The sequence below is a fragment of the Xanthobacter sp. DMC47 genome (assembly GCF_056313845.1).
This window is the reverse complement of the sequence record NZ_JBQUZM010000009.1, coordinates 59,279-82,288: the sequence shown is the minus strand read 5'-3', so window position 1 is coordinate 82,288 and position 23,010 is coordinate 59,279. Positions and strand designations below refer to the sequence as shown.

Here is a 23,010-nt window from a genome sequence, read left to right as displayed (position 1 = left end):
CTATTTCGCGAAGGAGCGTTACCGCCAATGCGCGCAATCAAGTTCGCCGCAGCCAACAAGACCTATGTGAGCAACGACGACTGGGACGAGAAGGAGAACGGCCCGTGCTGCGGCCTGCCCGTCTACGTCAACGGGAAGTACCACACCAGCATCTGGAAGCCCTCGCTCAAGTCCCGGCTGCGGCTGCTGTTCGGCGCGACCGTCGCCCTCACCGTCTACGGGAGCCAGCCGCCCGTCGCCGTCCAGGTTTCGAGCATCAAAGAATCCGACTAACTCCCCTACAGGTCACGCAATGTCCCAGCCGAATTCCTCAAGCGGTGCATCTATAAATGATGATGACAGCGACGAACTGCTGTTTCAACAACTTGAGGAAATTGAGCGAATGGACCCGAAGCTTCATCAGGCGGAAAACACTGCCGCCATTTCCGACGATCAGATCGATGATCTGCTCGGCGAACTCGATCTCGCGGACGCGGGCGAGGATATCATCGACGAGCCCGTGGTCGAGGGTCTCGAAGAGGAAGACCAGGACGCCGAGGCGCTGGGCCTCAAGGAGCTCGACGAGGAAGGCGACGATGCCCCGGTGGTCATCGACGAGCTGACCGAGCTTGACGAGGAAGTGAGCCGCGAGCTCGAAATGGGCCTGATGGTCGCCGAGGTGATGAGCGAGACGGTCGCGGCCTCTCCCGGCATCAACCTGGACCCCGAGCCGGCCCCCTCCCCTGCCGAGAAGAAGCCGCGCACCCCGAAGGCTGCGAGCGCCCCGAAGGTCGAGCGCGACCTCGCCGCCCTGCCCCGCGAGACGTTCGTGCTGCTGACCTCGCAGAACGACGACGACCACTTCGACCTCGACGCCAACAAGACCGCCGTACTCGCCCTGCGACCCTCGCAGAAGAAGATCGCCGACAAGTTCGACAATCTCTTCGCCGCGGTGAACGCCGGCCGCGATCCGAGCGTCTACGTCACGGCCTGCCTCAAGACGCTCGTCGCGAAGGGCACGGTCACGACCAACGACCTCGTCACGGCGCTCACCGAGAGCAAGTACACCATCGGCACCGCCCGCAGCCAGGCAGGCCAGGTGATGGCCCTGTTCGCCACGCTGAAGATCGGGACGCGCTCGGGCCAGACGCTCACGCTCAACCCCGACTCGCTGCTCGTGGAGAAACTCACGAAGACCGCCTGATCGCCCTCATGCGATCACTCTAAATAGGGCGACCGCATAATCGCCGTCGCCCTATTTCGCTAAAACGTGCTTTCGTGGAGATGCGGCAAATGGGTTTTCGTTCTACCTTCAATACGCTGGACCGCTGCTTAGCGCTGAACGCCACGCTAATCGGCTCGTTCGTTGGTGCTTCGGGCTTTGAGCGGGGCCGTCGCTCGATGTCCATCCACCAGGTGGCGTCCATCTATATCGCCCGGAACGTCGATGACGCCCACAGCGTCGACGAGGTGAAGTTCGCGACCGACCCTAAAGAGCTAATCGGCTTTTTCGGGGAATGCGAGAACGCGCGCATTATGGATCGCGTTCTTTCGGGACGCTGCGGTTCAGCGACTTGACGAAGGGGCGAGGCCGCCCCTTCGTTGTGTCGTTCCTTCGCCGGGACGCCTTTTAGCGAAATCGCGCTCTACCAGTTTTCCTGATTGCGCGATTACCCGGCGTCGTTCTTCCGCGCTTTCACGCGGCCTACATTTCCCGCTTTCCATAGAGGACGGTTTGGAGATCGAACGCTTCCGCGGTCTCGCCGTTTTCCTCTATCGCCTCTTCGCCCATGGGCCATACGTCGGCGCCAAGCATGAGCATTTCGGTGCAGAACACCCGCAGATCGACCGAGAAATTCCCCACAGTTATGGGATGCGGCGCCGGCAGCTCTCGCTCCAGCAAAAACGCCTGAACCGATTTACACAAATGCTGGAGCAGCTGCTCCCGCAAGTCTCCGAATGCACATTGCCCTAACCTATACATCACACGGACTCGCCCTTTATTACATTGTACCCTGTCTGTTCAATGGGGCACCTCGATGGCCCCAACGGTATGCAAGCACATGGGTCCAGTCAATTACAATTGCCGCACAATTGCCATGTTCTAGTAACGTTCGTTAACTTGCAAAGCTAATCGGGAGTCCCCCGTTACCGTCGGGCTGCACCTGACCCGCTTACCTACAAGTTACCGCAACGACAGATATTAAAGCGCCTCCAATGTGTCGCGTGCGCTCCCAAGCTGTAACGCAATGACCCAGCTTCGCCTGCGTCGGGATGTCGCAGGAACATTAGGCACGGTTTATAGCCAAGTTCACGCAACCGTCGCGGGTATCACGGTTTTACGATCTATCCGCTCAGTGCTCGTCTGCGCTCGCTATAATCATCATGTAGCGAGTTCACACACTGGAGCACACATCGTATGCAGCCCGTCTTCACCGCCGCCAACCTGATCAACGAGCCCATCCAGGATGGCGACGCCGGCTTCATCCTGCGGAAGGACGGGTCGTTTCAGATCTTCTCGACCGGCCAGATCGACCCCAACACCCTCACGGCGCGCCAGCAGGAGCAGGGTCAGCTCCTGACGCTCTTCGCGCTCGTGACCAGCTCGCCGCAGATCCGCGACATGCTGACCAACATCGTCAACGATGTCACCGGCGGCGGGCCGCTTATCGATCTCGGGATCAAGCACTAACGCGAACGCGGGATAGAGGGGTAGGGCGCTTTCGCGCGCCCGCTCTCTCCCCCTTTCGCTAAATCGTTCTTCCGCACAAACGAGAGATCGCCATGATCACCGGAAAGACACTCATCGAGTGGGGCTTTCAGCAGGGCCGATGGTTCAAGGATGGCATCCGTGCCGCGAATCTGTATCGCGAGCAGGGGCTGTCCGACGACGAGATTTTCGCCGCGCTCCAGCTTATGGTGCCGGTCGAGACGCAGATGCGCACCAACTCGATCCCGTTTGAGGTCTTCCTTGAGCCGGAGAACGAGCTGGAGCGGTCCAATCTCGAAGCCGTCGTCAAGCACATGGACGCGCTCATGCGCGTGCCGACCGTCGTTGCCGGCGCCGTGATGCCCGATGCCTGCCCCAGCGGCAGTCAGGATGGCACGATCCCGGTCGGCGGTGTGGTCGCGACCAAGAACGCGATCCACCCGGGGATGCACTCATCGGATATCTGCTGCTCGGTCGCCATCTCCGTGTTCAAGCGGACGATGGACCCGAAGCAGCTCCTTGACGCCGTGCAGGCTGTCACGCACTTCGGCCCCGGCGGCCGTAAGATGCCCGTCCACCCCACGTTCCTGCATTCCCTCCTCACCCAATTCGAGGACAATGCGTTCCTCAAGGGGCTGGAGAACTACGCCATCGGGCACATGGGCTCCCAGGGCGACGGCAATCACTTCGCATTTGTCGGCACGCTGGCCTCTACGGGACAGACTGCGCTCGTCACCCATCATGGTTCACGCGGGCTGGGCGCCCAGCTCTACAAGCGCGGCATGGCTGCTGCGAAGCGGCACACCGCAATCCACGCGCCCAAGGTGCCGGCACACAACGCCTGGATCGACTCCGAGTCCGAGACCGGCGAGCACTACTGGGACGCGCTCCAGATCGTTCGCGCGTGGACGAAGCTGAACCACTTCTCGATCCACGACACCGCGGCCGCCATGATCGGCAACAAGGTGGAGACGCGGTTCTGGAACGAGCACAATTTCGTCTTTCGCAAGAGCGACGGCCTGTTCTACCACGGCAAGGGCGCGACGCCGTCCTGGAGCGGGTTTGCCGCCGACGACAGCGGCCTGACGCTCATTCCGCTCAACATGAGCGAGCCGATCCTGATCACCCGGCACTCCGACAACAAGGGCGCGCTTGGCTTCGCGCCGCACGGGGCAGGGCGCAACATGGGCCGGCGAGCGTTCCTGCGGGATAACACCGGCGTCGAGGACGAATTGGCCGATCTGCGGGGCAGGGGACTCGACATCCGCAGCTACTGCGGCACGCCCGACCATTCCGAGCTGCCCTCGGCCTACAAGAACGCGGCTGCGGTGCGGGCGCAGATCGAGAAGTTCGACCTCGCCGAGATCGTGGACGAGGTCATCCCCTACGGCTCGATCATGGCCGGCGACTGGGAAAAAGACGCACCCTGGCGCAATCGCTAATTCGCGTCCTCGCGAGTTCGCGCTATAACTAGAGCATCAGTCGATTTTGACTTAACTAAGGAGACTGGAGTATGGACCTCTTCCTCACCCTTGTGACGCTCGCGATCTGCGTGGCGATCGTCGTGAAGGCCAACAAGTTCCTGCGCGACGTGAAGCTGTGGCACACCGAGATGGGCACCGAGAAGACCGAGCTGCTGGAATACTGCACCACCTACCGGCAGACGCTCCTCGACGCCTCGGAGCGGCTCATGAACCTCAACAAGTCGACCCGGGCCTCCGAGATCGCGCTGGAGAACCTCGCCCGCGACTACAAGAGCCTCCTCTCCGAGAACATGCGGCTCCAGAACGCCAGTGCGGTCGCGATTGAGAATGGTGCTCTGCGCGCCGAGAACGCCCGTCTGAAGGAGGAAATCGGCGAGCGTGCCCAGGAGCTCGATGACGCCGAGGTGGAGCTGCGGGAGACCAAGCGCGCCCTCATCGAGCAGGACAACAACATCTACGTCACCGGCGGCTACGTCACCGGCAGCGTCAATGCTGAGTACGTCGGCGCGCCGCCGGCCGCCGCCTGATGGACGGCATCAACGCCGCGTTCGAGCTGATGGGGGCAGTCATGCTGCTCCCATCAGTGTTTCGGGCGATGCGGCTCAAATCGGTGCAGGGCGTTCATATCGCCACGCCCATGTTCTTCTGGCTCTGGGGCCTGTGGAACGTCGTCTACTACCCCGCGCTCCACCAATGGCAGTCCACGCTGGCCGGTCTGGTGCTCTTCACCGTCAACACCGTGTGGCTCTGGCTTGTCTGGCGCTACACCCCGAAGGATCGGCCGGCATGAGCGCCCTCAGCATCAATCAGATCACGAGGGCTGCTCAGGCGCATCAGGCGGCCATCCGACGCGAATGGGTGAAGCTCCACCCCGACCGGCCCGACAGCTGCCCGGTGACGCCCTGGGATGAAATCCCGCCCGCGTCCCGGGCAGTTCTCGTCGCCGCGATGCGTGTCGCGCTGACCGCGGCGTTACAGACTGAGCGGCCCGTATAGGTCTGTAACCAGAAGTGCCGTCATAAAGATACCGAGGCCGAGTGCCTCGGCGAATGGCCCAAGTACCGGCAGAAACGGGGCCAGACGTTCCCAGCTTCCCAAAACAACATTTTGCACGGATTCGCTCCCGCAGTCGCAGTTGTTGACTGCTATATATCCTACCAGACCCAAGCGACAACCGCTAACGCGCGTGCGAATATTCATTATCAGCAACGCGCAAACTTCTGGTGAGCGTCATGACAACGAAAGTTGTTGCCCTTAGCGACGACGAAAGTCGGATTATCTCAACGGTTCTTCAACCTTCCAAACGTCTCCCGGTGATCTCCGCAATCATCGAGAAGATCGCGGATCGAGCCGTGCCGCTCTACGGCATCCTGTTTCTCTCCGAGAAGCACCTCTGCAACGACACGATCGACTGGCTCGACGATCGCTGCCAGGAGGTCCACGAAGGCAAGGCCTCGCACAACGTCTGCCGCACGAGCACCGGCTACATCGTCTATTGCGACGAGGAGAACGGCGCCGGCGACATTCCGCCCGACCTGTTCGAGTGTATGCAGAAGGGCAGGGACCTCGGCGCGGAGTATCTGCGCTTCGATGATGCCTGGGAGCCCGATCACACGCTCGATCTGCCCGTCTTCGAGGAAGATCCGCTCGATGTGCCGAGCGTGATCGCCAAGGGCGACAAGGCGTATGCCGCCAAGCTTAGCGCCGCGCTGGCGCAGGTAGGTGCCCTGTGAGCCACACCGACGTTATCACCGACACCTGCACCTGTTGCGGCCGCGTGGAGAACATCGATCTTCTGGACGCGGGCGGTGAGGAGTTCGGCAAGAGCGAGACCGATCTCGAATGTATTGCCTGCTACGGCCCCGACTGGCTCCCCCTCGCCGATATCACGATCCATGAATCCTGCTGTCCGAGCCTGGCGCCGATCTACCGGCAGTACCTCGACAGCACACTCTACATGCGAGGTCGGTGAAATGAGCCGCATCAGCATCCGCTGCGAGAAGTGCGACAGCACCCGCGTTCTGAAGGACGCCTACGCCGAGTGGTCTGACGAGGAACAGGATTGGGTTCTCCAGGCCGTCTTTGACTACACCATCTGCGACGACTGCGGCGCCGAGGAGTGCGCGAAGGAAGTCGCTCTTCCCGAGGAGAGCGCGTCGTGACTGAGATCAGCGAAATCGCCTATTCGATGCTCAAGAAGCACGGCACGCCGACCGTCACGTCGCACTCTGCGGCCTGCGCCTGGATCACGACCGTCTGGCCGGACTGGCCCACAGAGATCAGCCTGACCGTTCGCGATTGCGTCGCCAACGTGGTGCTCGCGCGGTCGTGGAACCGGCAGTTCAAGATGGAAGCTGCCGAGGACCTCTACGAGGCCGTCCAGACGTTCGTCGAGGCCTGCGGCGGCAATCCTCCCGACTTCCTCAAAAAGGCATTTGCCCGCGCGGAAACCGCGCTGGTCAAGGCCGAAGGGCGCGAGTGAACATGAACCACATCCTCGAAATGCTCCGCAATGAGAGCCGGTCAGAGCAGCCGCGGCGTCTAATCGTCCAGGATCGGTGCGATCGCCGGCACATCTTCACCAAATGGCACCTGCGCGGCGACGTGCTGGTGCGCCCGAGCAGCATCGTCGATGGCGAGTTCTGGCTGCCGGTCGCGAACATCAACCACATCGCACTCACCAATGGTACGGACTGATGCCGATCAAATATCTCAAGTGGATCACCCGCGACATGCTCCAGAAGCAGCCGGAGGCGCGCTTCGTGTTCGGCGACAATATCCAGCGCGCCGGCTACGGCGGCCAGGCGAAGGAGATGCGCGGCGAGCCGAACGCGATCGGCCTCGTGACCAAGTGGGCGCCCGTAATGGAGGAAGATGCGTTCTTCTCGGACGAGGAGTTTGTCGATCCGCTGGTGCGCTGGCCGCGGCTCTACGTCAATCACGACATCGCGCGCATTCAGCGCGCGATAGGCGCGGGCCAGGTGGTCTATGCGCCGTTCGATGGCCTGGGAACCGGCCTCTCACAACTGCCGACCCGAGCGCCGCGGCTCTACAACGCGATCGTGGAGCGCTTCCGCAGTTTCCCCGGCGAGGAATGCCCCTGGCCGCTCGTCGAGGGCGTCGAGCCGGTGGAGCTGATCCCATGAGCGACGACAGCAGCGTGTTTCATATCGACACCATCGATCCTGAATTCGCAGCAGCGTTTGATCCGAGCAAGCCTTGGGTCTTCGAGTTCGACGACGAGGGACAGGAGTGTTTCGCGACCGAAGAACAGGCCTGCGCGCGCCAGCGCCAGTATCGCGCGGCCAACGGCTTTAACCCGATGACCGGGGAGACCCACTCGTGACCGGCACCGCAATTGTTCGCCGCGACTCCATCGAGGAGTTGATCGGCCATCGAAACCGCGCCGTCGAGCTGTTCGCCCAGGCGCGCGATCTCCTCAGCAGTGCGACACAGGCGGCGGGACGCGCCTCGCCGTCGACCACCTATTCGATCTCGCCCATCCCGCGCGACATGCCCGACGAGAAGGATTGGCGCGCGACCGTCGACCGCGCCGTCTGGAACCACCTGATCTATTCGACCGGGATGGAGGCGCTCATGGATCACACCGCGCGCCAGCAGTTCCGAAACCAGCTTGAGGCCGATCCGCCCGAAGTGACGGTCGACAACTGCTTCGCTACCATCCAGACGCTGCTCGGCTCGGCCGATGAGATTTTCCGGCGCGGCATCGCCGAGGTCTTCTCGAAGCTGGACCGGCGCTTTCGCACGCACGACGGCTTCAAATTCGGCAACAAGGTCATCCTCACGAACGCCGTCAACAACTTCGGCTGCTGGAACCACTATGGCCGTACCGACGAGCTGCTGCGCGACGTGGAGCGGACCTTCCACATTCTCGACGGGAAGCCCGTGCCCGAATACACCGGCAGCTTGGTCGCCAAGATCGCCGGTTCGATGAGGTGGGACGACATCGCCTGCGTGGTCGAGGATGACTACTTCAAGGCGCGGGTGTTCCAGAACTGCAACATGCACCTGTGGTTTAAGCGCGCCGACCTCGTCGAGAAGGTCAACAAGATGCTGGCCGCGCATTACGGCGCCGCCATCGGCAGCAGCGCAGCAGGGGAGGGGACTTTCACCCCGCGCGAGGGCGTCCACGCCAAGAACTTCGGCTTCTTTCCCACGCCGCCCGATGTGGTCGATCGCGTCATGCGACAGCATATGTGGCGACGCGAGGGTATGACGGTCCTGGAGCCGAGCGCCGGCCGCGGGTCCCTCGCGCTTCCGCTCGCGAAGGATGGCTATGCCGTGACCTGCGTGGAGATCCAGCCCGATCTGGCGAAGGAGCTGGAGGACGCCGAGTGCTTCAAGAAGGTCATCTGTGACGACTTCCTGCGCCAGGTGCCGGAGGTGCTGGGCACGTTCGACCGGATCGTCATGAACCCGCCCTTCGACAAGGGGCTGGATGTGGACCACGTCACCCATGCGGTGCGTTTTCTGAAACCCGACGGCCATCTGATCGCTATTATGTCGGCAGGAGCCGAGTTTCGGGAGGACAAGCGCACGCAGCGGTTCCGCGATCTGGCGCAGAAGATGAAGGGCGAGTTCTTCGACCTGCCGGCCGGCTCCTTCAAGGAGAGCGGGACGAACGTCAACACCTGCATCGTCGTCCTTAAGAAAAAGACCGACAAGTAAGCGAATATCCCAGTCGCAACCCGTTCTGCGTCTGTCATTATGCTTATGCGTTCAATCGAAATTGATTGAACTACGGAGAGCGACACCATGAAACTCAAGGTTCGCATCACGCAGGTGTTCCGAGTGGAGCGCAGCGTGATCGTTGAGGTCGACAAGCGCTCCGATGCGGAGCCGCCGGCCTTCAACGACCCTCGTTGGACGGAGACCTGGGACATCCGGGACGAGGAAATCACAGCCGCTCACGAGGCCGGCGATGCCTCCTGATTTTCCCGCCTGGCTGCCGTTCGCGGTCGCCTTCCTCCTGATCACCATTCTGATCGTCCTCGACTGCATGGCCGCGGCCCGTTGGGCCAAACGAGCGGCCGAGAAGGAGCAACACGATGCGTAAAATCCTGACATTCGCTGCGATCGCCGCGACGATCGTCGTCAGCGGTGTCGCCGGGTGCAGCGACGCCGATGTCGCTTCGCAGAACCTGTCGCGGGCGGCCGACCAGTTCGAGATCAATCGGCGGGTCGTCTTCTACAACGGCATCACCGGCGACTACATTCTGTCGGTCGAGGGGCTCTGTTCGCTCGGCAATCAGGACAAGGATGGCCGGCTGAGCGTCACCTGCAAGACCGGCCCGTCCTCCTACAAGAAGCACTTCCTCGGCCTGTCCGACAACGTGACCTTCTTCGCCGAGCAGATCAACGACGCCAAGGTCGGCGTCTACCACTACCGGGTCGTCTTCAAGCCGTCGGTGATCATCCCTGACATCGAGGTGCGGTGATGGCGACCGAAAACTGGGAACTGCTCCAGTCCGACGATGATGACGGCGGCCTCACGATCTTCCGCGACGTTGACATCGTGTGCGAGCACATTGAAAGCGTGGAGACGGGCAAGCTTCTTGTCGCCGCGCCCCATCTGTTGGAACAGGTGGGCGTGCTGACAGGCCTTCTGCGCGAGCTCCGCGACAATGGTCTGATCTATTGGGAGCCGCAAACCACTCGCGGCGCCACCAATCGATCTCTAATGATGGCGCGGATTGACGCCGCCCTCGCTTCTACGGAACAGGCGGCGTTCCTACCAACGCACCGACACGTCAAGAGCGGCCGCCTGGAACGTGTGATCGGCGAGGCCGAGGCCCAGGTGAGCGTCGGAAAAGTCGTATCCGCGAACACGCCCAGCGGTCTTGCCTGTGGCCGTGACATTCGTGACGGAGACCGTCTCACCGTCTACCAGGGCGCCGACGGCAAGCTGTGGGTGCGCTTCACCGACGAGTTCAACGACGGCCGCTTCGTTCTCATCGAGAAGGAGGCGCAGTCGTGAAGTGGCTCTTCAAACGGCGCCTGAACGTCGTCGACGGGCTGTCGATCGTCACCGGCGCCACACTGCTCACAAGTGGCTACCCGATCACTGGCGCCCTGGTTTTAATCCTCGGCCCAGCCCTGAGCAGCATCGGCGAGACCGTTTTTAAGACCAACGTCGAGAGGAGCGAAGGTCAATGAGCTTCGACTATCGGCTCAAGTGGACCGACTTCGGCGACGCGATCTCGCCGGCTCCCAAATACTCCATCTGCGACGCCAACGGCCATTATGGTCTGCGCCGCGACAACGAAGGCATCAGCCTTCACGACACCTATGAAGCTGCCGCCTCGGCGGCGCAGACCGATTTCGATCTGTACACCGGCCGTGTGGCCGGCGTGCAGCCGATGGAGACCGCGCCCAAGGACGGCACCTGGATCAAGCTGCTGATCGACTATTCGGCCGCCGGCCTCGACGCCTGTCCGCTGGAGGACAGCGCGGAGCCCGGCTGGACACTCGGTTCCAACAACTTCGAGAACACCGAGGTCGACGAGTGGTCGTGGATGGGCTGGGACTGGAGCCACGACTGCCTCCGGGAGACCCGGGCCGGCAAGCCGATCGGCTGGGCGCCGTTTCACGAACGTTCTGAGAACGGAAACAAGTTGCCCGTTTTCGGCAAGGTTTTTCCGACCGACCTCATCAACAAGCTGGAGGCGTTGTGCTCGCCGGCCGCGGAAGCGATGCCCGACGGCGAGCGGCTGACGCAGCTGGTCCGCGCCGGGCAGGCCGTGATCGAGGAGCTCAAGGGATGACCTATCGCTGTCCCACCTGCGCCTCAACCGACGACACCGCCTTCGTGCGGTGTCAGCACCCCATGTGTCCGGATGGGCGCGACCAGGGTGTTCACACCGCGGCGCCGGCCGAGAAGCCCCGCAAGCCGTTCAACTGGGATCGCCTGTGGTGCGTCCTGTTCGGCGCCTGCCTCGTGGCGCAGGCCTGGACCATGATCGGCAATCACCACCTCGAAGACCGTCTCTCCGCGACCCGCGAGCTGCTCAGCAGGACCAGCGGCATCTGCGAGGGGATCGGCATCGTGATGAAGGACGACTGAGCCATGTACAGCTACGAGACGGAACGCGACAACCTGTTCACCGACAGTGGTCAGCGCCTCTTCCTTGAAATCCGTGACCGGACGTTCGGCCTGCTCAAGACGGCCGGGGCGGCCCGCATGGAGGAGATGATCCGCGGCAGCGTCGGCAACTCCTGGCACATGCTCGCCTGCGTCGACCGCATGGTCGAACTCGGCGAGCTGGTGGAGCTCACCAAGCCTGGCGAGGTGGCCGGGCAGCATCGGGTGTTTGTCCGGAGCTGGCGATGAAGCACATCCCCTATTTCGAGGCGATGAAGCAGCTGCCGGCGCACGTCGCGGCCAAGATCGTGCTCGACATCTCCGGCTGCTGGCTCTGGACCGGCGGCGACAGCGGAAAGGGCAGGGGAGGGGGCTATGGCCGCACCTCCTATCTCGGCTGCACGACCGCGGTGCATCTCCTGGTCTGGCGCCTCACCGGCCAGCGCCAGCTGCGGCCCGGCGAGCAGCTTGACCATAACTGCGTGGTACGGCGCTGCTGCAACCCGGCACACCTCCAGCCGCGCACCCAATCCGTGAACATGCAGCTGGCCTACAAGCGACGCAAGCACGTCGCGAAAGCACCTGTCATCTGCATCGCTGCATGAATGCGCAGCGCGCGTCACTCAGACGTAAACGCACAACGCGAGCAGCGAGATAGCGCATTTTCAAAGTGCGCGTCTGTGACGTTCTAAATCGATCTCCACACGTTTCAACAGACCCGCCTCCGAGGCCGACTCAGAATCCGCTTGTTCCGGTTTTGTTCCCCATGATAGGACTTGGGTCCTAGACGTTTCAGGGAGCGACCACCAATGCGTATCTTCGTCATCGGCAACATCATGGACGTGGGAGAAGCCGCGCCGTCCATCACGACCCAGGTGGCTTTCACTCACGACGGCGCGGTGAAGGGGCTGCTCTTGATGCCGCGGCTCTGGGGCATGGAGTTCACCGCGGAGGAGGCGATCCGGACCTTCCGCGAGACCTTCGAGCGCGACCCGTTCGATCTGCCAGTCGAGGACGTGGCGGCGCGGATCTCCAACTCCACCAGCCGCTATTTCGCGCAGACCCAGCGACTGCGGGATGTGGCGGCCGAGCTGGAAGAGGATGCCTATCGGGTGAAGCGGGCCATCAGCGATCTTGAGGAGACGGAGGAGCGCGGCAAGGCTCGTTCGATCATCCGCGAGATCCGTCGCGCGGCCGCATAGTTACCGCTCAACTCCCGAAAGCAATCCAAGCGACATTGCGCGATACTCTCTTTGTCAGCAAAACAAGAGAGACGCGCAATGTTCGTCGCACTTAGTGTTCAAGAGAACGCACCGGACGAATACAACGGCTATTCCGGGTGCAATGTCGCGCGATTTGTCAGCAGCGACGCAACGGCAATTCAGCGTCTTGTGGACGCACTCAAAACACGCTCGGTGGCGGCGCTCAATGCGGTTCGCCCGTGCATGTTCTCTTATGGCGACACCTGGATCAGCGGTGAGTTCTGGCTCTCCGAGCAGGAGCGTGCGGTCTATCTGAACGCATGGTCGGTCGAGAACGGCATCGAGATCGAGCTGACGACCTCCGTCTACAACGATCGGCTCGACCACACCAGCGAGGGCAACACCGACCCGCTGTACTGGCTCGACTTCGTACAGCCGATGCGCGCGCTCGCCGCCGTGATGGCGCAGGGCAGGGCGGCGTGAACCTGCTCCTCTACATCGCTTTCGCCTGGCTGATCGTTTCTGCGATCAGCGGGCTCCTGATCAGCCGCTATATCAGGCGCGTCAAGCGCATGGAGCGGCGCTGGAGGGATCATGACCACAACAAACGACCTTGAGCGCTACAAGAAGGTGGCGCAGGAGCTGGCCGACCTGACGCGGCCGAAGTGCATGGAGTGCCGCACGGCCAAGACGACGCGCTGCTGCGCGGCCGAGCATTGCGTGCTCACCGCCATGTTCATGATTGACTATGCCGATCACCCGGCGTTCCGCGACGAGATCGCGCCTCTGATGGCGCACTATCGGGAAGCCGACCGCACCAACGTGAACACCATCCCGTTCATGGGCGACAAGGGCTGCATCGTGCCGCCGCATCTGCGGCCGAACTGCACCGCGCACCAGTGCGACATGAACTCGATCGGCATCTTCAAGGGCGACCCGGCCGGCACCAAGGCCTGGTTCCGGCTCTACGACGAGATGAACGAGGCCTTCGGCAACGTGGTCATGGAGGACGCATGACACAGTTTCTCAAGCGCACGGTGCGCCGGATCATCAAGCTGCACGAAGCGGGCTACGGAGACGACACGCTCGAAGCCGCTCTCCTCGAAGAGATGATGGCACAGCCCGGCGGCGCGACCCTCGGCGCTGTCATCCAGCGCTGCATCGTCTCGAAGCAGGGAAACAAGGAATTCTCCCTGAGCTTCTGCCCAAATCCCGACGGAAGCATCGAGCCGGCGAGAAAAGACTCCTGGATAGCGTGCATCGGGAACGTCGCGCCGGTCTGCCACATCAACGAGAGCGGCGCCGAAGTCTACAGCTACGGCAAGACTGCGCTTGCGGCCGTCGAGGGTCTGCTTGGTGATATTCGACAGCGACAGAGGAAAAAGTGATGGGAATACGCATTCATCGGGCAATGGGCTGGGGAATGCCCTTCAGCCGGCTCGCGGAGCTCAACGGGGTCGCGGAGGAAGACCTCTACAGCGATTGGCTCTACGATCGCTTCGACGGCAAGACGCCGGCAGATCTCACGGTTCCCGACGAGGTGTGCAAGGAGCTCTGGAACGAGCGGGGCGCCATACCCATTCTTCAGCCCGATCTCATCTCCACGAAATTCGCCTGCGGGCCGAAGGAGCGCGCGGCGCTGAAACCCGGAGATTTCGGCCGGGCCGAGGATCTGTTCACGGCGGTCTCGCGCGGCGTGGACACCACGACGGACGTGATCTTCTTCCCCACGCTGCACTATCGCGAGAAGTGGTATCGCCACGCTGACGACATGGATTATGCCTTCGAGGAGTGGCGCACGTCGATCCGCGAAGGCGAGACCATCCACGCGGTGCGCGGCGCCCAGGATTCGCCGGCCGAGCACGTCACCTATCTGCCCTACAACCCGTTTCCGTTCACCAACGACCTGATGTTGGCGGACGGAACGCGCAAGATGTGGGAGCATTACACCGAGGTGGAGAAGCACCCGGAGTGGCTGCCGGCCGTGCCCAGCGAGCTGCGCTGGTACTTGCCGAAGCTCGGCGTGCTCGACGAGAAGGGCGTGTTGGAGCTGCGGCCGGTGATCGCACAGTGGTGGGGCTGATGAAGCGTCTCAAAATTCTCAATGGCAAGCGAAACCCGATGCAACCTGCGATCGATTTCGCCCAGCTCAATGGGTTTGAAATAGGCCGCACCGCGCGCGGACATCTGGTGTTCACTCGCGGTGCGGCCAAGGTCTTCGCATCTGGAGCAACGGGCGACAGGCGCGCGGTGCTCAACATCATCTCAATCCTGCGGCGCGCTCTGGCGTCGCAGGCTCAGGGCAGCAGCGTGGCCGGGTCGGACCAGGTGTCGCCGTAGAACCTCCCGCCGGACGCGAACGCTGCAGTGAAGAGCGCCTGCTCCGCAGCAAGGGCCGCCGCATACTCTTCGGCCAGGGTGCCGCCCGCGCCGTTGTTCGCCCGCTTGGTCTTCGTGAGGTCCTCGACTTTCATCCGATACATGACCATCGAGTGGTCCTTGTTCTGGAGAAGCGAAGCCCACGGGCCGTAACGCCCCAGCGAGCCAAAGACAGAGTAGAGGCTCGTTCCGGTAGGCTTGGTGCCCTGCCAAGCGTTCACGCCCTCGGCGATGAGTACCGGATCGCCGAGGGTAGAAGCGAGCGCGGAGCCAGTCTTACCGAGCTGATTTCCGGGATAAAGCTCGCCGCTCTGCGCGTGCCAGAGGTAGTTGCTGGTCGGTCCAGTGCTACTGGCGAAGAACGTGGTGGCCGAGCCATAGCCAGCCGCCGCCGATTTGTTCCGCGTCCGGCGCAACCACTGAGAGACGAACAGTCCGCCGCTGGGCACAAGGTTGAGGAGGTATTGCGAAAGCGGGGAGCCGGCCGTCTGGATGAGCGCCCACGCATCATTCGAGCTGGTGGCCTGCCCGACCTGCGAGGAGATGCCGTGGATTCCACCCTTGCCGGTGCGCTCGACGCGGAAGGAGGCGTCGCCGGCAGTCCGATAGTAGCCGATGCCCATGTCCATGTCGGACGCAACGCCGCTTCCGACAATCGAGACCGCCACGTCGCGGGCGATGTTCCGCATGGTCCCGGAGGTCGGGACGACGCCCGCCGTCAGGCCGCTCTCCGAGTGTCCGAAGTCCAGAAGGACGAGCGTCCCCGGCGACATGCCGGGGTCCGGGTAGAGGATCGGCAGCGAGGTGTCAGTGACCTCGGAGTCCATAACAAGCGCATAAGGCATTTTCAGGCCCACCCTTTAGCTCGCACCACGCGAGCGATGAAGTTGCCGCCCACGGTGTAGCCCTGGCCGGTCCAGTGGAGATTGTCGGCCAGAAGGCTCGACGGAATGCGGTCCTGGCTGAGGTCGGTCAGGTCCTGCGAGGTGGCAGTGATCCCTGCATCCGAGAGGCCGTTCTCGATCATGTATTGGCGGATGTCGATGAACTGGTCTCCGAAGAGACGCGCCAGCTCCTTGTTGAGCTTCATCATGTTGATGTAGCCCGAGCCGCCAGACTCCTCGCCGGCATACTTGCCATTGCAGATGCCAACCACGAGCACCCGCTTGTTGAGCGGCGTGAGACGCTTGACCATTGCGAGAATGTCGTCACGCACGGTGGTCAGAGCGCCGTAGTTGTTTCGGCCAGCCCAGATGATAACCGTTTTCGCCTCGTGCAGGCCGGCGGTCTCAGGAATGAAAATCGTGCCGGCGGGGCACGCAACCGCCGAGCCAGGCGAGCTGCGGGTGAAAGTCCACGCAGAATCGCCATCCACAGTTGCCGTCGTAGCGGACATGGTGCCCGCAACACCCGCGAGAGTGCCGGTCATCGATCCGCCGTAGGTGCCCGAATTGAAGAGCGGGTTCACGCTCCGGGACGTGACTGCGACGCCGCCGCTCGCGGGGATCGTATCGCCACTCACCGAGACTGCGATAGGAACGCCACCCTGACGAGCGGCGATCTGAGTGGATGTCTGCCCGCCGATGCCGAGGTTCGTGACGGTGGCGCCCAGAGCGCTCGCCAGCACCGCCGGATAGGTCGTTCCGCCGCCACCTGCACCCGCAGTCATACTGTCGCCCCAACAGGCGATCGAGGTGGACGGAAACAGGTTCATAGCCACGAGGGCGGACGACACGAGCGGAGAGATCTCGGCAGTCGTGACGCCAACGCCGTTCGCCAGCCGCGCCTTGAACTTGCCGTCCGTGGTCACGCCGAACAGCACGCGATTCTTGGCATCGACGGCCGCGAAGAGATAACCGGTCTCGGGGTTGAGAGTCTTCCAGGTGACGCCCGTCGGATTGATCCGCGCAACAAGCGTGGGGTCGAGTGCCGCGACCGGAACCGTGGCGCCGTTGGCGATCCGCGCCCGCAGATGTCCCTCAGGCGTGATACCCAGGACGACACGACCCTTGGAATCGGTGATGCCAAAGACAAACCCGGTCGAGGGGTCGAGTAGGCGCCAGGTGATATTGGCCGGGTTGATCCGCGAGGTCAGATCCTGGCTCAGCATGGAAGGCGGAACGAGCCGCCCATTGGCGATCGTGCGCATCAGGCGACGCTCCAGGCGAGCTTGTCACCCCAGTTGCAGGGGATAAGCACGGCCTCGCCGGCTCGAATCCAGTAGCGCGGGCTCACCGCGGCGTTCGGGTTGGGTGCGACGGATACCCAGATGTCGGAGGTGGGCTGGACCTGAAACGCCGAGTTCATGGCGCCGGAGTCGGTCTGATCCAGGAACTTGTCGGTCGCCGCCAGGGCCGTGGTGCCCGGCGCACCCATGGACTCGGACCAGATCGCCTCGCAGAACAGACTGACGCCAGGGCCGACGGACTTGATGGCGCCGTACATGACGTGCGTCCCGGTGAAAGCCATTGGACTTCTCCACAAGCAATAGTTCCGACGAGTATACCATTCATTCAATTTTGACTTAAGCTGCTATTTCGTGCATTCGCTAAATCGCCACGCTTTTGCCACCCGACATCCATCACTGCGCGTGCGACGCTATATTCAGTCGATCTTGAATTGGATCAGCACATGCACTTCGACCTCAAACGCCCGTGCAAGGACTGCCCGTTCCGCAAGGACGTTGTCGGCTATCTCAAGAAGGGCAGGGCGCAGGAGATCCTCGACGCCATCCTGCGCGAGGACCAGACCTTCACCTGCCATAAGGCCATCACCGGTGAGCGGATCGAGGACGAGAGCGGCGAGCCGATCGCCTATGCACCCGGGGTGAAGGACCAGCACTGTGCCGGCGCGCTCATCATGGAGAAGCGGTACGGCTGGCCGAACAGGATGCCCCGCATCGCCATCAGCTTTGGCATTTTCGACCCCGACGCACTGCGGGACGAGGAAGTGGTATTCGAGAGCGAAAGCGCGATGGTCGCGCACATGGAGAGCACATGACCGCCCCTAAAGTATCCACGCTGGTCTGGAAGCGCATGAACGATTTCCAGGCGCTGATGATCGACGAGACGCACGCGATTGCCGCCGGGCATTGGAACGTCGGCCCTGAATGGTGCTGGGTTATCTTCAAGGAGCCGCGGCCCGCATCCACCTGCCTGAACGGGCTGCTCGCCTCCGAGGTGCGCAAGCGCGGCTCGGTCTATGGCGTCAACGCTCACACATCCGCCCTGAGAAGCCGTGTCGAGGAAGAAGGCAAGGCTGCCATCGAGAAGGAACTCGCCAATGACTCACGCTGAAATCCACGCCCAGGCGACCGACGCCATCGAGAACGTGATCAAGGCAGGCCACCCCGAGGTGGTCCTCAACGATCTCAGCCGGCAGAGGCCTCTTGCGCAGGTCGCCATTGCAGGCTTGAAGATCACCCCGAAGGTCATGGCCGCGATCGCCGCCGGCGAGACGCTGACGGAAGATCGCATCAAGGCCATGCTGGTCGAGGAGCTGAGAATATCGTGAGCGAAGATCAAACCGATATCACGGTTCGCCGTGCCCTCACCAATCTCGTTGCCCGCGATACGAGGGAGATCGACCACCTCGCCGAGCGCCTGAACAAGCAGAGCCTTGAGCAGACGGCCCGGGATATCGTGAAGCTGGAGCAGCTTCTAAAGCGCACCAAGATCGCGCTTGAGGAAATGGAAGGATGGGACGGCTCGCACCGACGCCGTATGCTCATCGAAGAGATCGAGAAGGCCCTTAAATGAATGGCACCACGCTGGCACCTGCCAATATCGTCCAACTCGGCAACGTGCGCTTTGGCAACCAGCTCCCGCTGACGCTGATCGCCGGCCCGTGCCAGATGGAAAGCCGTGCCCACGCCCTGGAGATGGCAAGCGCCCTGAAGGAGATGGCTCAGCGCCGCAACATCGGCCTGGTGTTCAAGACCTCCTTCGACAAGGCGAACCGTACCTCGGCCTCGGCTGCACGCGGCATGGGGCTTCATGCGGCCCTGCCTGTGTTCGGGGAGATCAACGAGACCCTGGGGCTTCCCACGCTCACCGATGTGCATGAGATCGACCAGTGCGCACCGGTGGCCGAGGTGGTGGACGTGCTCCAGATCCCAGCCTTCCTGTGCCGGCAGACCGACCTGCTCGTTGCGGCCGCGCGCACCGGCAAGACCGTGAACGTGAAGAAGGGGCAGTTCCTGGCGCCCTGGGACATGACCAACGTGGTCAGCAAGCTCACCGGCGCCGGCAACCCACGGGTGCTCGTCACCGAGCGCGGCGTCTCCTTCGGCTACAACACCCTCGTCTCCGACATGCGCTCGCTGCCGATCCTCGCCAGAACCGGCGCACCGGTGGTCTTCGACGCCACGCACTCGGTTCAGCAGCCGGGAGGGCAGGGGACCTCATCAGGCGGACAGCGTGAGTTCGTCTCCGTGCTGGCTCGTGCCGCCGTCGCCGTCGGTGTGGCCGCGGTATTCATCGAGACCCATCCCGATCCCGACAAGGCACCGAGCGACGGCCCCAACATGGTGCCGCTCCGGGAGCTCGAAGGGCTGATCGCGCATCTCCAGATGTTTGACCAGGTGGCAAAGGGCACGCATCAGCCAACCGTGCTGCATCCGGTCCTCGACCCGGTCCCCTAATCACACCACTCCACGGTGAAATAGTTGATGCGCCGCTGCCCACACTTCGTACACACGAGACGCGGCTCAAGGCGCGCCAGCTCCAGATAGGGATCGAGTCCCTCGACCGGAAACGGCGCCTGGTGCCCACAGCCGATGCACACAGCCATAAGGCGATGGCGATCCGTGAGCGCACCAGGGGTGAGCTTGTATTTGGGGATACCGTTCACGGTTTGTTCTTATAAGGCACATCGCCATTCCCGTCCAGCGTGAAAGACATCTCACAAGGGATCTCACGCCCCAACAATATTGCCACCCGAACGCCTTCGCTGTTCGTGCGACGCTATAGACATCGAGAAGCGCACACGAACGACGAGGTAGACGACAATGGGTCTCGATATGTATTCCCTCGCAGCCAATCCGGGCCTGTTCAACGGATTGGCTGGCGAGCTGCCGGATCTGAACAACGTGCCGGAGGCTCCGGCGGATCTTCACTATTGGCGCAAGCACGCCAATCTGCATGGCTGGATGAAACGTCTGTTTCATCAGAAGGGCGGCACCGGCGATTTCAATCTCCAGTTCGTCAAGCTGACCGCCGAGGACCTCGATCAGCTGGAGAAGGACGTGCAGCAGGCTCGGCTTCCGCACACCGAGGGCTTCTTCTTCGGCGCCAGCGAGAACTCCATGCGCGAGCGTGCCGACACCCACGACTTCATTCACAAGGCACGCACGGCTCTGGCCAATGGCAAGGAGGTCGTGTACTACGCCTGGTGGTGAGGAGACATGGCACTTCTCACGCATCGGTCCAAGTTTCACGAGGCCTAGGGGTTAACCGCCCCTAGGCTTTCGTGTATCTAAATACCTCCGACATTAACACCAGGCCGGACCAGGCGATTCCCCGATGAACGGACGCACGCTTAATCCTGCTTAACTCTGCTAAACCGCAAAACGCAAAATCTCACCCACGACACCCAAAAACCGAGTGTCTGCAAGGGTAGAGAAACGACGCTTAACTTAACCGGCTTTCCATCGAAAAAGAGCAGAGAGAGACGCTCTCATAACCACGCACCAAAATCGTGGAATAGAGATCGACCGGAGATTGCTGATCACCATAGAGCAGAGAGTGAGCGACAACGCACAATCAAAGGCCGGTCACTCTCCAATCGAAATCCGCAGCCACACCCAGAAGATATAATATACATAGACAGACAGAGTACATTCTCTGGAGATGGCGTTGGAAGAGACACCTCCGGTACGTGATAGAGAAGCGCGTTTCCTATAGAGATGCACTGACGTGCAAATAGAGGGGTGAGAGGGTGTGTAGTGTGAGCGGTCCGCGCCGCGTGCCAATCGCCTCACCCTCTGAAAACGCCTCGCTACCCGGTTTGAATGCCAACGAACACGCGCTATATTGAACTTGTGAGCATCGAGCGACTGCAAACGCTTGATTCTCGCGTTGCTGACAGGCTCCGGCACTCGTGTCGTCGAGCTTGACCTCATGAGGCTCTCAGCCCCGGTCCAATCACCGGCTCAGCTGAGAGCCTCACTTTTTCGGGCCGCCTCCCACGTCCCGTTTCCATGGAAATTTTAGGAACCGAGGCACGGCCCAAGGGCCAAGGAACCATGGCTCCGCATGGAGGCCTCTGGAGACCTACCCTGGTTGAGGCACTAAGACACCCCGTGCCAACCCATGGCAGTCCATGGAGTACCTCGGACCACACCTCGGCTCGCCTAGGCACACCATGGCACGAGCCGCCCCGTTGAATGCCATGGTTCACCTCGGGACACCTAGGCACGCCATGGGACAGAGCCTCACGAGCCATGCACTGCCATAACAACCCATGAGCCGCGTGCCACATACCTGCTCGCGTGAGCGTAAAAGCACGCGCACGCGCGTGTATAGCGCCATCCAGATGCCTAGAGATCAGCGAATGTTCCTAATTTTATCCCTCACCGCGATCAGCATAATCAACATTGTCAGCAACGACGCAGCGCAAAACGCACTGCACACACAAGGAACACGACAATGTCCAACACCGCTTCTTCCAAGATCGCCACCAAGACCACCAAGTCCTCTCGCGCCAAGAAGGCCGCAGCGACGACCGCAGCGCCTGCCGAGACCGTGACGAACCTGCCGGCCGTCATCGAGACCGTGACCCCGGTCGAGACCGTCGCCATCACCGAGATCCTCGACCCCGTCGTCGCGGCGCCCCAGAGCGAAGAGCCTGCGACCCTCGATGCCGCGGTGATCGTGGACGACTTCGGCGATGAGGTGGTCGTGATGGCGCAGCCCGTCACCGACCTTGAGCTCCTGAACGACGAGATGGCGAGCCTCGTTGCCCCGGAGAGCTCCGACTTCGACACCGATGCCGAGTTCATCAAGGCGCTCGCTGAGATGGAGATCGAGCCCAGTGCCGAGAGCGCCCCGACCGCTGCTGCTGTGGGGATCGTCGACCATCACTCACAGCTGGGGAGCTGGGGCGTCAGCGAGGAGTCCAGGGCCGCGCAGGCCGAGGCCCACGAGATCCCGACCGCCTACGACGAGCTCCTCGCGACCATCGCGCCGGAAGAGATCGACGAGATGGTGACGTGGATCGCCGACGAGATCGACACCCGCGCCGACTTCGAGGAGCGCAAGAACCCCGAGAACTCGAACATCCAGCGCACCTTGAAGAAGGCCCGCGAGCAGCTCGTCACCAAGCGCGCCGCCAAGGTCCTCATCGCCGCCAACGTCGACCCCGCCTTCATCAACCGCACCCTGCACGATGGGGCACGCTACAACGTCTACGCCCTCGGAAAGCTCGCGGATGTGGTCTACGCGATCACGGACAAGGGCACCCTCGGCAACGCGATCAATCGGGCCTGCATGAAGTCCCTGTTCGCCTGTCGCGCTGCGGGGTTCACCTTCAACCTGGAGACCGCGAAGGCCGCGGCGAGCGACAAGGTGCAGATCGATGCGGCGATCAGGAAGGTCCTGATCCGTCACACCGTCAGCTCCTCGACCGCACCGACCCAGGCCTCCTCGACGATGCAGGCGCTTGCGACCCTCGGGGTCGTCAAGGCCGAGGGATCGACCCGCAACCCCACGTACAAGCTCACCGAGCACCCGGTCGTGGAGAAGCTGGAGGTGATGCTGAAGGCTGCCTGATCACCGTACCCTAGTCTCGCACCTCGGGGCGTCTCTCACCAAGGAGGCGCCCCTTCTTTTGGCCCGCACAGGTCCATGGAACGCCATGGTTCTAAAGGGGAAACCCTCTGAATCGGAGCGGATTTTTGGAACGGCTAGGGTCAGTGGGACCCGGTGAAACCCGTGGCCCCGGCATGTGGAACGGCCAGGTAGAGGTTTAGGTACAGGCCACGGGAGACCACGGGGCACCTCGGGGGTCCATGGTCACGCCGGCCATGGGGTGCCTCGGGGGTCCATGGGAGCACTCCATGGCGTTTCATGGTCGTCCATGGCTCTCCGGTCGCTATAGGTGGTCCATGGGGCTCCACACGCGCTCCCACCAGGCGCCGACCGCATCCCTTTGTGA

General features: G+C 62.3%; 43 protein-coding genes. 39 read left to right on the top strand and 4 right to left on the bottom strand.

Annotated features, from left to right (window positions below; translation table 11 throughout):
* Nucleotides 1-27 precede the first annotated feature (27 nt).
* The 3 genes from ACT54R_RS25120 (at nucleotide 28) to ACT54R_RS25110 (ending at nucleotide 1,557) form a co-directional block, all read left to right on the top strand.
* Nucleotides 28-273, top strand: a complete 246-nt coding sequence (locus tag ACT54R_RS25120; RefSeq protein WP_476331737.1) for a hypothetical protein — start codon at nucleotides 28-30, stop codon at nucleotides 271-273.
* Between the two features lie 109 nt (nucleotides 274-382).
* Nucleotides 383-1,183: a hypothetical protein gene (locus ACT54R_RS25115; RefSeq protein WP_476331734.1), complete on the top strand. Its 801-nt coding sequence runs from the start codon at nucleotides 383-385 to the stop codon at nucleotides 1,181-1,183.
* Nucleotides 1,184-1,272: 89 nt separating this feature from the next.
* Entirely contained in the window at nucleotides 1,273-1,557 is a 285-nt protein-coding gene (locus ACT54R_RS25110; RefSeq protein ID WP_476331731.1) for a hypothetical protein, read from the top strand.
* A gap of 127 nt (nucleotides 1,558-1,684) precedes the next feature.
* Here ACT54R_RS25110 and ACT54R_RS25105 read toward each other — a convergent pair whose 3' ends face one another.
* Nucleotides 1,685-1,930 carry a hypothetical protein gene (locus ACT54R_RS25105; RefSeq protein ID WP_476331729.1) on the bottom strand — a complete coding sequence of 82 codons (246 nt, stop codon included), beginning with the start codon at nucleotides 1,928-1,930 and terminating at the stop codon, nucleotides 1,685-1,687.
* Between the two features lie 468 nt (nucleotides 1,931-2,398).
* Between ACT54R_RS25105 and ACT54R_RS25100 the strand changes: the two genes are divergently transcribed.
* The 29 genes from ACT54R_RS25100 to ACT54R_RS24960 all read left to right on the top strand — a co-directional run bounded on the left by ACT54R_RS25100 (nucleotide 2,399) and on the right by ACT54R_RS24960 (nucleotide 14,817).
* Nucleotides 2,399-2,671 (top strand): hypothetical protein, encoded by a 273-nt coding sequence (locus ACT54R_RS25100; RefSeq protein ID WP_476331728.1) that lies wholly within the window; start codon nucleotides 2,399-2,401, stop codon nucleotides 2,669-2,671.
* A 92-nt stretch (nucleotides 2,672-2,763) separates the two neighbouring features.
* A complete protein-coding gene (locus tag ACT54R_RS25095; RefSeq protein WP_476331726.1) occupies nucleotides 2,764-4,131 on the top strand; it encodes an RtcB family protein in 1,368 nt (455 codons plus the stop codon).
* 71 nt (nucleotides 4,132-4,202) lie between these two features.
* On the top strand, nucleotides 4,203-4,700 hold the full coding sequence (locus tag ACT54R_RS25090) for a hypothetical protein (RefSeq protein WP_476331723.1): 498 nt from the start codon (nucleotides 4,203-4,205) through the stop codon (nucleotides 4,698-4,700).
* Nucleotides 4,700-4,963 carry a hypothetical protein gene (locus tag ACT54R_RS25085; protein ID WP_476331720.1) on the top strand — a complete coding sequence of 88 codons (264 nt, stop codon included), beginning with the start codon at nucleotides 4,700-4,702 and terminating at the stop codon, nucleotides 4,961-4,963. The genes ACT54R_RS25090 and ACT54R_RS25085 overlap by 1 nt, the downstream gene beginning before the upstream one ends.
* On the top strand, nucleotides 4,960-5,169 hold the full coding sequence (locus tag ACT54R_RS25080) for a hypothetical protein (RefSeq protein ID WP_476331717.1): 210 nt from the start codon (nucleotides 4,960-4,962) through the stop codon (nucleotides 5,167-5,169). The genes ACT54R_RS25085 and ACT54R_RS25080 overlap by 4 nt, the downstream gene beginning before the upstream one ends.
* A gap of 317 nt (nucleotides 5,170-5,486) precedes the next feature.
* A complete protein-coding gene (locus tag ACT54R_RS25075; RefSeq protein WP_476331714.1) occupies nucleotides 5,487-5,906 on the top strand; it encodes a DUF5983 family protein in 420 nt (139 codons plus the stop codon).
* Nucleotides 5,903-6,145, top strand: coding sequence for a hypothetical protein (locus ACT54R_RS25070; RefSeq protein WP_476331711.1), 243 nt, complete (start codon nucleotides 5,903-5,905; stop codon nucleotides 6,143-6,145). Before ACT54R_RS25075 ends, ACT54R_RS25070 begins: the two co-directional genes overlap by 4 nt.
* A gap of 1 nt (nucleotide 6,146) precedes the next feature.
* Nucleotides 6,147-6,335: a hypothetical protein gene (locus tag ACT54R_RS25065; RefSeq protein ID WP_476331708.1), complete on the top strand. Its 189-nt coding sequence runs from the start codon at nucleotides 6,147-6,149 to the stop codon at nucleotides 6,333-6,335.
* Complete coding sequence (locus ACT54R_RS25060) at nucleotides 6,332-6,655, top strand: hypothetical protein (RefSeq protein WP_476331705.1); 324 nt, start codon at nucleotides 6,332-6,334, stop codon at nucleotides 6,653-6,655. The genes ACT54R_RS25065 and ACT54R_RS25060 overlap by 4 nt, the downstream gene beginning before the upstream one ends.
* Before the next feature lie 2 nt (nucleotides 6,656-6,657).
* Nucleotides 6,658-6,870, top strand: coding sequence for a hypothetical protein (locus ACT54R_RS25055; RefSeq protein ID WP_476331703.1), 213 nt, complete (start codon nucleotides 6,658-6,660; stop codon nucleotides 6,868-6,870).
* Nucleotides 6,870-7,319, top strand: coding sequence for a DUF7831 domain-containing protein (locus tag ACT54R_RS25050; RefSeq protein WP_476331700.1), 450 nt, complete (start codon nucleotides 6,870-6,872; stop codon nucleotides 7,317-7,319). Before ACT54R_RS25055 ends, ACT54R_RS25050 begins: the two co-directional genes overlap by 1 nt.
* A complete protein-coding gene (locus ACT54R_RS25045; protein ID WP_476331697.1) occupies nucleotides 7,316-7,519 on the top strand; it encodes a hypothetical protein in 204 nt (67 codons plus the stop codon). Before ACT54R_RS25050 ends, ACT54R_RS25045 begins: the two co-directional genes overlap by 4 nt.
* The gene (locus tag ACT54R_RS25040; protein ID WP_476331694.1) at nucleotides 7,516-8,862 is read left to right on the top strand and encodes a DUF4942 domain-containing protein; all 1,347 of its coding nucleotides are present in this window, start codon (nucleotides 7,516-7,518) and stop codon (nucleotides 8,860-8,862) included. The genes ACT54R_RS25045 and ACT54R_RS25040 overlap by 4 nt, the downstream gene beginning before the upstream one ends.
* An 87-nt stretch (nucleotides 8,863-8,949) precedes the next feature.
* Entirely contained in the window at nucleotides 8,950-9,126 is a 177-nt protein-coding gene (locus tag ACT54R_RS25035; protein ID WP_476331691.1) for a hypothetical protein, read from the top strand.
* A complete protein-coding gene (locus ACT54R_RS25030; RefSeq protein ID WP_476331688.1) occupies nucleotides 9,116-9,250 on the top strand; it encodes a hypothetical protein in 135 nt (44 codons plus the stop codon). Before ACT54R_RS25035 ends, ACT54R_RS25030 begins: the two co-directional genes overlap by 11 nt.
* The gene (locus ACT54R_RS25025) at nucleotides 9,243-9,632 is read left to right on the top strand and encodes a beta-sandwich lipoprotein (protein ID WP_476331685.1); all 390 of its coding nucleotides are present in this window, start codon (nucleotides 9,243-9,245) and stop codon (nucleotides 9,630-9,632) included. The genes ACT54R_RS25030 and ACT54R_RS25025 overlap by 8 nt, the downstream gene beginning before the upstream one ends.
* On the top strand, nucleotides 9,632-10,171 hold the full coding sequence (locus ACT54R_RS25020; RefSeq protein WP_476331682.1) for a hypothetical protein: 540 nt from the start codon (nucleotides 9,632-9,634) through the stop codon (nucleotides 10,169-10,171). Before ACT54R_RS25025 ends, ACT54R_RS25020 begins: the two co-directional genes overlap by 1 nt.
* Nucleotides 10,168-10,350, top strand: coding sequence for a hypothetical protein (locus ACT54R_RS25015; protein WP_476331679.1), 183 nt, complete (start codon nucleotides 10,168-10,170; stop codon nucleotides 10,348-10,350). The genes ACT54R_RS25020 and ACT54R_RS25015 overlap by 4 nt, the downstream gene beginning before the upstream one ends.
* Nucleotides 10,347-10,958, top strand: a complete 612-nt coding sequence (locus ACT54R_RS25010) for a hypothetical protein (protein ID WP_476331676.1) — start codon at nucleotides 10,347-10,349, stop codon at nucleotides 10,956-10,958. Before ACT54R_RS25015 ends, ACT54R_RS25010 begins: the two co-directional genes overlap by 4 nt.
* On the top strand, nucleotides 10,955-11,257 hold the full coding sequence (locus ACT54R_RS25005) for a hypothetical protein (RefSeq protein ID WP_476331673.1): 303 nt from the start codon (nucleotides 10,955-10,957) through the stop codon (nucleotides 11,255-11,257). The genes ACT54R_RS25010 and ACT54R_RS25005 overlap by 4 nt, the downstream gene beginning before the upstream one ends.
* Nucleotides 11,258-11,260: 3 nt before the next feature.
* Nucleotides 11,261-11,524 (top strand): hypothetical protein, encoded by a 264-nt coding sequence (locus tag ACT54R_RS25000; RefSeq protein WP_476331670.1) that lies wholly within the window; start codon nucleotides 11,261-11,263, stop codon nucleotides 11,522-11,524.
* The gene (locus ACT54R_RS24995) at nucleotides 11,521-11,880 is read left to right on the top strand and encodes an HNH endonuclease family protein (protein ID WP_476331667.1); all 360 of its coding nucleotides are present in this window, start codon (nucleotides 11,521-11,523) and stop codon (nucleotides 11,878-11,880) included. The genes ACT54R_RS25000 and ACT54R_RS24995 overlap by 4 nt, the downstream gene beginning before the upstream one ends.
* A gap of 204 nt (nucleotides 11,881-12,084) precedes the next feature.
* On the top strand, nucleotides 12,085-12,477 hold the full coding sequence (locus ACT54R_RS24990; RefSeq protein WP_476331664.1) for a hypothetical protein: 393 nt from the start codon (nucleotides 12,085-12,087) through the stop codon (nucleotides 12,475-12,477).
* 78 nt (nucleotides 12,478-12,555) lie between these two features.
* A complete protein-coding gene (locus tag ACT54R_RS24985) occupies nucleotides 12,556-12,960 on the top strand; it encodes a hypothetical protein (protein WP_476331661.1) in 405 nt (134 codons plus the stop codon).
* Entirely contained in the window at nucleotides 12,957-13,094 is a 138-nt protein-coding gene (locus ACT54R_RS24980; protein ID WP_476331658.1) for a hypothetical protein, read from the top strand. Before ACT54R_RS24985 ends, ACT54R_RS24980 begins: the two co-directional genes overlap by 4 nt.
* Nucleotides 13,072-13,494: a hypothetical protein gene (locus ACT54R_RS24975; protein ID WP_476331655.1), complete on the top strand. Its 423-nt coding sequence runs from the start codon at nucleotides 13,072-13,074 to the stop codon at nucleotides 13,492-13,494. Before ACT54R_RS24980 ends, ACT54R_RS24975 begins: the two co-directional genes overlap by 23 nt.
* Nucleotides 13,491-13,865 (top strand): hypothetical protein, encoded by a 375-nt coding sequence (locus tag ACT54R_RS24970; RefSeq protein ID WP_476331653.1) that lies wholly within the window; start codon nucleotides 13,491-13,493, stop codon nucleotides 13,863-13,865. The genes ACT54R_RS24975 and ACT54R_RS24970 overlap by 4 nt, the downstream gene beginning before the upstream one ends.
* Nucleotides 13,865-14,560, top strand: coding sequence for a hypothetical protein (locus tag ACT54R_RS24965; RefSeq protein WP_476331650.1), 696 nt, complete (start codon nucleotides 13,865-13,867; stop codon nucleotides 14,558-14,560). The genes ACT54R_RS24970 and ACT54R_RS24965 overlap by 1 nt, the downstream gene beginning before the upstream one ends.
* Complete coding sequence (locus ACT54R_RS24960; RefSeq protein WP_476331647.1) at nucleotides 14,560-14,817, top strand: hypothetical protein; 258 nt, start codon at nucleotides 14,560-14,562, stop codon at nucleotides 14,815-14,817. The genes ACT54R_RS24965 and ACT54R_RS24960 overlap by 1 nt, the downstream gene beginning before the upstream one ends.
* Here the strand turns inward: ACT54R_RS24960 and ACT54R_RS24955 are convergent.
* Genes ACT54R_RS24955 through ACT54R_RS24945 form a run of 3 tightly spaced genes read right to left on the bottom strand, consistent with a single transcriptional unit; the run spans nucleotide 14,775 to nucleotide 17,325 of the window.
* The gene (locus ACT54R_RS24955; protein ID WP_476331644.1) at nucleotides 14,775-15,683 is read right to left on the bottom strand and encodes a hypothetical protein; all 909 of its coding nucleotides are present in this window, start codon (nucleotides 15,681-15,683) and stop codon (nucleotides 14,775-14,777) included. The genes ACT54R_RS24960 and ACT54R_RS24955 overlap by 43 nt on opposite strands.
* 20 nt (nucleotides 15,684-15,703) lie before the next feature.
* Entirely contained in the window at nucleotides 15,704-17,005 is a 1,302-nt protein-coding gene (locus tag ACT54R_RS24950; RefSeq protein WP_476331641.1) for an SGNH/GDSL hydrolase family protein, read from the bottom strand.
* A complete protein-coding gene (locus ACT54R_RS24945; protein ID WP_476331638.1) occupies nucleotides 17,005-17,325 on the bottom strand; it encodes a hypothetical protein in 321 nt (106 codons plus the stop codon). The genes ACT54R_RS24950 and ACT54R_RS24945 overlap by 1 nt, the downstream gene beginning before the upstream one ends.
* 162 nt (nucleotides 17,326-17,487) lie before the next feature.
* On the opposite strand from ACT54R_RS24945, the gene ACT54R_RS24940 reads away from it, so the two are divergent.
* From ACT54R_RS24940 to ACT54R_RS24910, 7 genes are all read left to right on the top strand, one after another.
* Complete coding sequence (locus tag ACT54R_RS24940; RefSeq protein ID WP_476331635.1) at nucleotides 17,488-17,856, top strand: hypothetical protein; 369 nt, start codon at nucleotides 17,488-17,490, stop codon at nucleotides 17,854-17,856.
* A complete protein-coding gene (locus ACT54R_RS24935) occupies nucleotides 17,853-18,152 on the top strand; it encodes a hypothetical protein (protein WP_476331632.1) in 300 nt (99 codons plus the stop codon). The genes ACT54R_RS24940 and ACT54R_RS24935 overlap by 4 nt, the downstream gene beginning before the upstream one ends.
* Entirely contained in the window at nucleotides 18,139-18,369 is a 231-nt protein-coding gene (locus ACT54R_RS24930; RefSeq protein ID WP_476331629.1) for a hypothetical protein, read from the top strand. The genes ACT54R_RS24935 and ACT54R_RS24930 overlap by 14 nt, the downstream gene beginning before the upstream one ends.
* Nucleotides 18,366-18,614, top strand: coding sequence for a hypothetical protein (locus tag ACT54R_RS24925; RefSeq protein WP_476331626.1), 249 nt, complete (start codon nucleotides 18,366-18,368; stop codon nucleotides 18,612-18,614). Before ACT54R_RS24930 ends, ACT54R_RS24925 begins: the two co-directional genes overlap by 4 nt.
* Nucleotides 18,611-19,498 carry a 3-deoxy-8-phosphooctulonate synthase gene (gene kdsA, locus ACT54R_RS24920; protein ID WP_476331624.1) on the top strand — a complete coding sequence of 296 codons (888 nt, stop codon included), beginning with the start codon at nucleotides 18,611-18,613 and terminating at the stop codon, nucleotides 19,496-19,498. Before ACT54R_RS24925 ends, kdsA begins: the two co-directional genes overlap by 4 nt.
* A 366-nt stretch (nucleotides 19,499-19,864) precedes the next feature.
* Nucleotides 19,865-20,254 (top strand): phosphoglycerate kinase, encoded by a 390-nt coding sequence (locus ACT54R_RS24915; protein WP_476331621.1) that lies wholly within the window; start codon nucleotides 19,865-19,867, stop codon nucleotides 20,252-20,254.
* Nucleotides 20,255-21,503: 1,249 nt separating this feature from the next.
* Entirely contained in the window at nucleotides 21,504-22,625 is a 1,122-nt protein-coding gene (locus ACT54R_RS24910; RefSeq protein ID WP_476331618.1) for a hypothetical protein, read from the top strand.
* Nucleotides 22,626-23,010: the final 385 nt, after the last annotated feature.